Genomic DNA, 5,396 nt, shown 5'->3' with positions numbered 1-5,396 from the left:
TTTCGGCGTATGTTTTCCCTAAAGATGAAAAGAACAGGATATTATTCAGCCGTGAGAATCCCGAAACATTTATCAAATATAGTAAGTACGAAATGCGCATCCGGGATAAGATGCTGATAGAAGCAGGCTATATGACTAAAGCCAAAGTCAAATGGTGGGGAGGTATTGATTATCAGTATCCGTATCTCTGAAAAGAAATCTGATGCTGAATATAAGAAATCATGGAGCGACCTACGATTACCGAAAACGCAAAAGGTAGAACAGAGGATTAAACCGCTTGTGGTTCAGAAGAAAAATCGAGGAAGGAGGATGTAGAGTATATTCTTCAGATTAATTGATTCTCTATTTCTTTTTCTTCTTCTCAACATTAACGGTAAAAGTATACTTGCCTGATTTGAGGTGTTTTATTCGCTTATCACCAAAAGGAAGTTTAAGTGTAGCCGTAGTATTCACCGGGACTTGTATACTTGTAGTGAATTTCTTATTTTCAATGCGCCAATCCACTCCGACTGTTCCGTAAATACTTTCAAAAGAAGCTTTTATCCATTTCAAATCTCCGACAGGTTTAGGTTCAATATAGAAATGGCTGAAACCGGGGTTTTCGATATCCGGGCCTATGCCGATCAACGATTTCCAAAACCATTCTTCCACCTGTCCCATCATAAAGTGATTCCATGAATGTCCTTTACGAGGATCCCATTGTTCGGTCAAAGTTGTTACCCCTAAGCCGATTTGAAAACCGTATCCGGGCACATCTTTATGGTTATGCATACGATACATCACTTCATCAAATCCATTCATCGATAATGTCCCGTAGAGATAACGATTGCCGATATCCCCGGTACTAAGTTTCCATCCCTTTTCTTCTATGGCGGACAATAATTTATTCAGGACTTCCTCTTTATATTCTTGTGGAACTATATTCAAAAAAAGTGGCATTGCGTACGAACATTGACTTCCATTGCCATAGCGACAGGTAGCAGTGTCGAAAAAAGTATTATTGAACGCAGCTGATATATTCTTTGCTAATTCCGAATATTTATTCTGATTCTCTTTCTTGCCTAATAGAGCTGCTGCCCGGGCTGTATAATCTGCACACATATAAAAATGTCCGGTAGATGTTATTCCCGGTGGTGTATTTTGTGATATGCCAACAGGTTTAGTACCGTAATCATACCAATCGCCCAAACCATGCATGAGAATATAATCATTAGCTTGTGTAGTCAGATAATCGGTATATTTTTTCATAACATCATAATACTCCTTTATCAAGCTATCATCACCATACCATTCATAATACATCCAAGGGACAATCACTCCCGCAACTCCCCATTCGGGCGAATCGCGGAAACCGTCCTTAAAAACAGTATATTCGGGCGCGATATCAGGGATTAGACCATTGTCGAGTTGAGCATCAGCTATATCCTGCATTACTTTTGGAAGAAAGCGGCGCAAATCGTAATTGAACAATAACCCGGAACCATTGAGATGGGTTTCTTCAAGCCATCCGAGTTTTTCGCGGTGAGGACAGTCTGTAAATACTGCTTGCATATTACTCCGTACAGCCTTATCGATGATAAAGTGTATCCTGTTGAAAAGTTCATTCGAGCATTCGAAAGAGCCTGTCGCCTTAGCTGAAGAATGAATAAAATTTGATTTGATGTCGAGTAATACGGGGCGGGTATCGTCATCTCCTTCGAGGTAATCTACATTCTCTATTTCAATATATCGGTAACCATAATAGGAAAAGGAGGGTGTCCACATTTCCACACTATCACCTTTAATGATATATTCGAACCAATAAGGATCGCCCGATCCTTTCTGATTTACGGCTTGCCCGGCATCGGTAAGAGTTTCGCCCGGACGTAAACAAACTTTTTGTCCCCGACGTCCTTTTACCTTTATCGTAGGGTAACCCGAATGATTCTGTCCGAAATCAAATAAATACTTGTTGGCTCCTGTCTTTTTATAGTCAATTACAGGATATACCTCGGCGATAGTTACCGGTTTGGCTAGCTGAGGTGTCAGTATTCCTTTCGGAGGTTTCTGCACTACAACTTTTTGCCATTTACCTTTATCAAAACCGGGACTACTCCACCCTTTCTGTTCTGATCTTGCGTCATAATCCTCCCCACCGAATATACAGTTAAAGACTATAGGCGAAAGTGACCAATGCCACGAATCGTCCGAGACTATCTTAGTTATCGAATTATCGCCGTTTATAATTTCAGCGCACATCAACAAAGTAGGGGGGCCAAAACTTCCTTTGAATTTATAATAACGCCCTCCCGTGACATTATACATTCCGTTACCAAGCATCACACCGATGGTGTTCTCTCCTTTTCGAAGCAAGTGGGATATATCGTATGTATTATAATATACCGTTTTGTTGTAATCGCTCCACAAAGGTCCGAATACACTCTCTCCTACTCTCGTTCCATTTACGTATACTTCATAATGTCCTAAACCGCTTATATTTATTATAGCCTGCTTAGGTATATCCGCTAAAGAAAAATCTTTTCTCAACAAAATACTCTTTGTGGAAAGGCTGTCTATGTTGTCCCATTTTGCTGCAAGCTCTTTAGCAAGCCCCCATCGATGATAAATATTGCCTTCCGGTAATTTTGCATCTTCTCTGGATATTGCCCCTATCCATTTTGCCCCCCGGTTATTTATATCGGGAGCAGTCATGAACGACGCCGTTTTACTCCATTCGGAAACTTTACCCGAATTGTCCCACACACGTACTTTCCAGTAATAATATTTTCCTTTCTCTAACGGTTTCCCTTTATACTCAATATAATGACTTTGTGATGATAATACCTTACCGCTATTCCACATATCGGGATTATTTTCGTCAAAAAAAACAGGGTTGCTCGAAAACATTATCTCATAAGCAGTCTGATATGCACCATTTATATCCGATTCGAGCTTCCAACCAAACCGGGGTATTTGTGTATTTATTACTACAAATGTTTCAGCATGCTCACATGTCATCAAGCTAACTCTTATACCGGAATATGAATAAAACGGTAACAAGAATAAGAGCAAAAGAGTTTTTGTGAATTTCATCATAATTCGGTTATTTATTAAGCATACGGCGTGCCTCTACCAGGCGATCTATCCAACCTTCCTTCGGTGTTGTCGTCGCAAAACCAGCAAGTGCAGTATCTAATTGTTTCAGTTGTTCTTCCATCTTCGGAGTTCCTGATGCAATCAGCTCTTTCCTTATAATCTTTATTTTTTCAAAATCCTGTATTCCTTCCATCAAACGTTCGAAACGAATGGAAGAGCGGAATCCCGGATATACAATATAACTGTCTCCGGCAGGCCACGTCCTGAAACGCGAATCAGTAAGAGGTTCTTCTACCCACGAATTATAAGCCCAGCGCAGAAAACCATCGTAGTCACATGCTGCCGCGTACCATCCGGCATATACTCCTTCGGCAGGTGATGAGAAAGTAAACATATTGGGAAAAGGATCGGAGCAACATACATAATAGGTTGTTTTCAGGCCTTTATCGCGCCGTTTGTTTATGAATTCTTGCGGCATTCTGTCCCATACTTTTACACACATAATATCGACATCGGGATAATTGGCATATGTACCTTTATTATCTGCCATAGCAATACCGAGTTCGGGAGCTACTTTCCGTAAAAGGCTCAAAGCTTTGTCTATTTCTTCCGTAGAACGTTCGTCCAATGCTATATTGGTACGTTCGAGCCATCCTTTTTCGCGCAGGTGCTCTGTAAAATCGGTAAGAAAGGCGGTCCATAATTCGTTGAAAATATCTGTACCCGGGTCAGCCTTTACATTTACAATTTGGTCGATTGCCTCATCACGGTAATGTATTTCATTGTTCCAGGGCAAAAGGGAATAACAGTTTATTACACTATTTATGCCAATATCCATCATCATTGTTACCCATCGGTCGAAAACCGAATAATCATAACTCCACGAACCGTCTGCATTACGCGTCCATAATATCATGTCAGCATACGGATCATAACACTGATTGTTCCAGGGCTCTTTGTTCACTGTTGCGGTTATTGCTTTTTGCCCTATCCGAGCTAATGGTTGCATATATTTATGCAAAGCGTCGAAATGAGCCTCGCTCCATACCTCAAGTCCCTCTACCCGTGCCACAGCCGACGGATGCTGCCACAGATCGAGAAAATACCCCCATTGCGAAGGAGGTGGTAATGTCTGGTTCACAACCTCTAAGTTTGTCTTTAGTTTTTGAGTATCTGCGCTTTGGGCATTTACTGTAATTTCCACCCGATATATTCCCGGAACTGCATCCTGAGGAATATCTATTGTTATCCAAATAGGATACACATTGCGTGCATTCATATTGAAAATATCCATATCATTCAATACATCGGCAGATAAACTGGCCGGATATTTTTCCGGATCATGGAAACCACATTTGTTACCGAATTCATCAGTCAGAATATAACTAACAAGTCTTGTTTGGATTTCAGGGAGTGGAGATGTATGACTGTCTTTTAGAAATTCTGATGTTATATTCACTTCTTTAATATCTTCCGCACTCCATAGTAATATCTGAGCTGAAATCCTCTCGCCCCGCCATCCGGCCAGTTCGATCGAATATCGTTGTTGCACATCGGGGATTGACGATTGGGGATAACGTATGTCGTTGCTGGCAAACGAAACATGAAGACCTTTGGAGATAGATTGCCAATCTGATAGTGGTTCAGATGAAAGACAAAATACCGGTGATGTCGAAAAAATAACAAAAGTTAAGGCTACAATAATATTACGAATATGTTTCATGGTTATAAGATAATTAAGTCATACTGACTACAGCCAACTAATGATAAGGTAAATATATAATCCGTATTAGATAACTCTTTTTACAGACTTTTTCAACTTCATTTGAGGTTTCAGAAGAACCTGTTTAATTTTGTTTTCTTCGTTATTGATTTGTGCGAACAGAAATTTGATAGCAATCTTGCTGATATCATTTACAGGTTGAGCAATACATGACAATGGTGTTTCCAGATATTCCAGATAGGGATTGTCATCAAACGTTATTAAAGATATATCATCCGGAATACGAATACCCATTTCTTTCAATGCTTTGATGCAACCCAGTGCTATTGTATTACTCAAAGCGAATATTGCTGTCGGTTTCTTGTTTTGTTGAAATAACAATTGAGTCTCCAAATATCCGTTCTGTAGGCTAAAATCATCACCCGTTACAGTATAATCATGTAATCCGGCTTCGTTCATGGCATCATTAAATCCTTTCACCCTTAATCTGTTAGGTGTAGAATGCTGTACCCCTTGTATGCAAGCGATTTCTGTATGCCCATATTCGATAAGATGCTTTGTGGCATTATAGGCACCATTATAATTATCTGTTGAGACG

At 40.1% G+C, this 5,396-nt stretch carries 3 protein-coding genes and 1 pseudogene; 1 reads left to right on the top strand and 3 read right to left on the bottom strand.

Features of this window, described 5'->3' with window-relative positions; translation table 11 throughout:
• Positions 1-191 (top strand): annotated as a pseudogene (locus ACYPZI_RS15445) (relaxase/mobilization nuclease domain-containing protein); the annotation flags it as partial.
• 151 nt (positions 192-342) lie between these two features.
• Here the strand turns inward: ACYPZI_RS15445 and ACYPZI_RS15440 are convergent.
• The 3 genes from ACYPZI_RS15440 to ACYPZI_RS15430 form a co-directional block, all read right to left on the bottom strand.
• Positions 343-3,075 carry a glycoside hydrolase family 78 protein gene (locus ACYPZI_RS15440; RefSeq protein WP_459603188.1) on the bottom strand — a complete coding sequence of 911 codons (2,733 nt, stop codon included), beginning with the start codon at positions 3,073-3,075 and terminating at the stop codon, positions 343-345.
• A gap of 7 nt (positions 3,076-3,082) precedes the next feature.
• A complete protein-coding gene (locus ACYPZI_RS15435; RefSeq protein WP_459603186.1) occupies positions 3,083-4,798 on the bottom strand; it encodes a DUF4091 domain-containing protein in 1,716 nt (571 codons plus the stop codon).
• A gap of 66 nt (positions 4,799-4,864) precedes the next feature.
• Positions 4,865-5,396 (bottom strand): substrate-binding domain-containing protein (locus ACYPZI_RS15430; RefSeq protein ID WP_459603184.1); only part of this gene is annotated, 532 nt, incomplete at its 5' end.

The sequence above is a fragment of the Dysgonomonas reticulitermitis genome, from assembly GCF_054601275.1.
The sequence above is the reverse complement of the archived record's forward strand: the minus strand, read 5'-3'. Positions and strand labels throughout refer to the sequence as shown.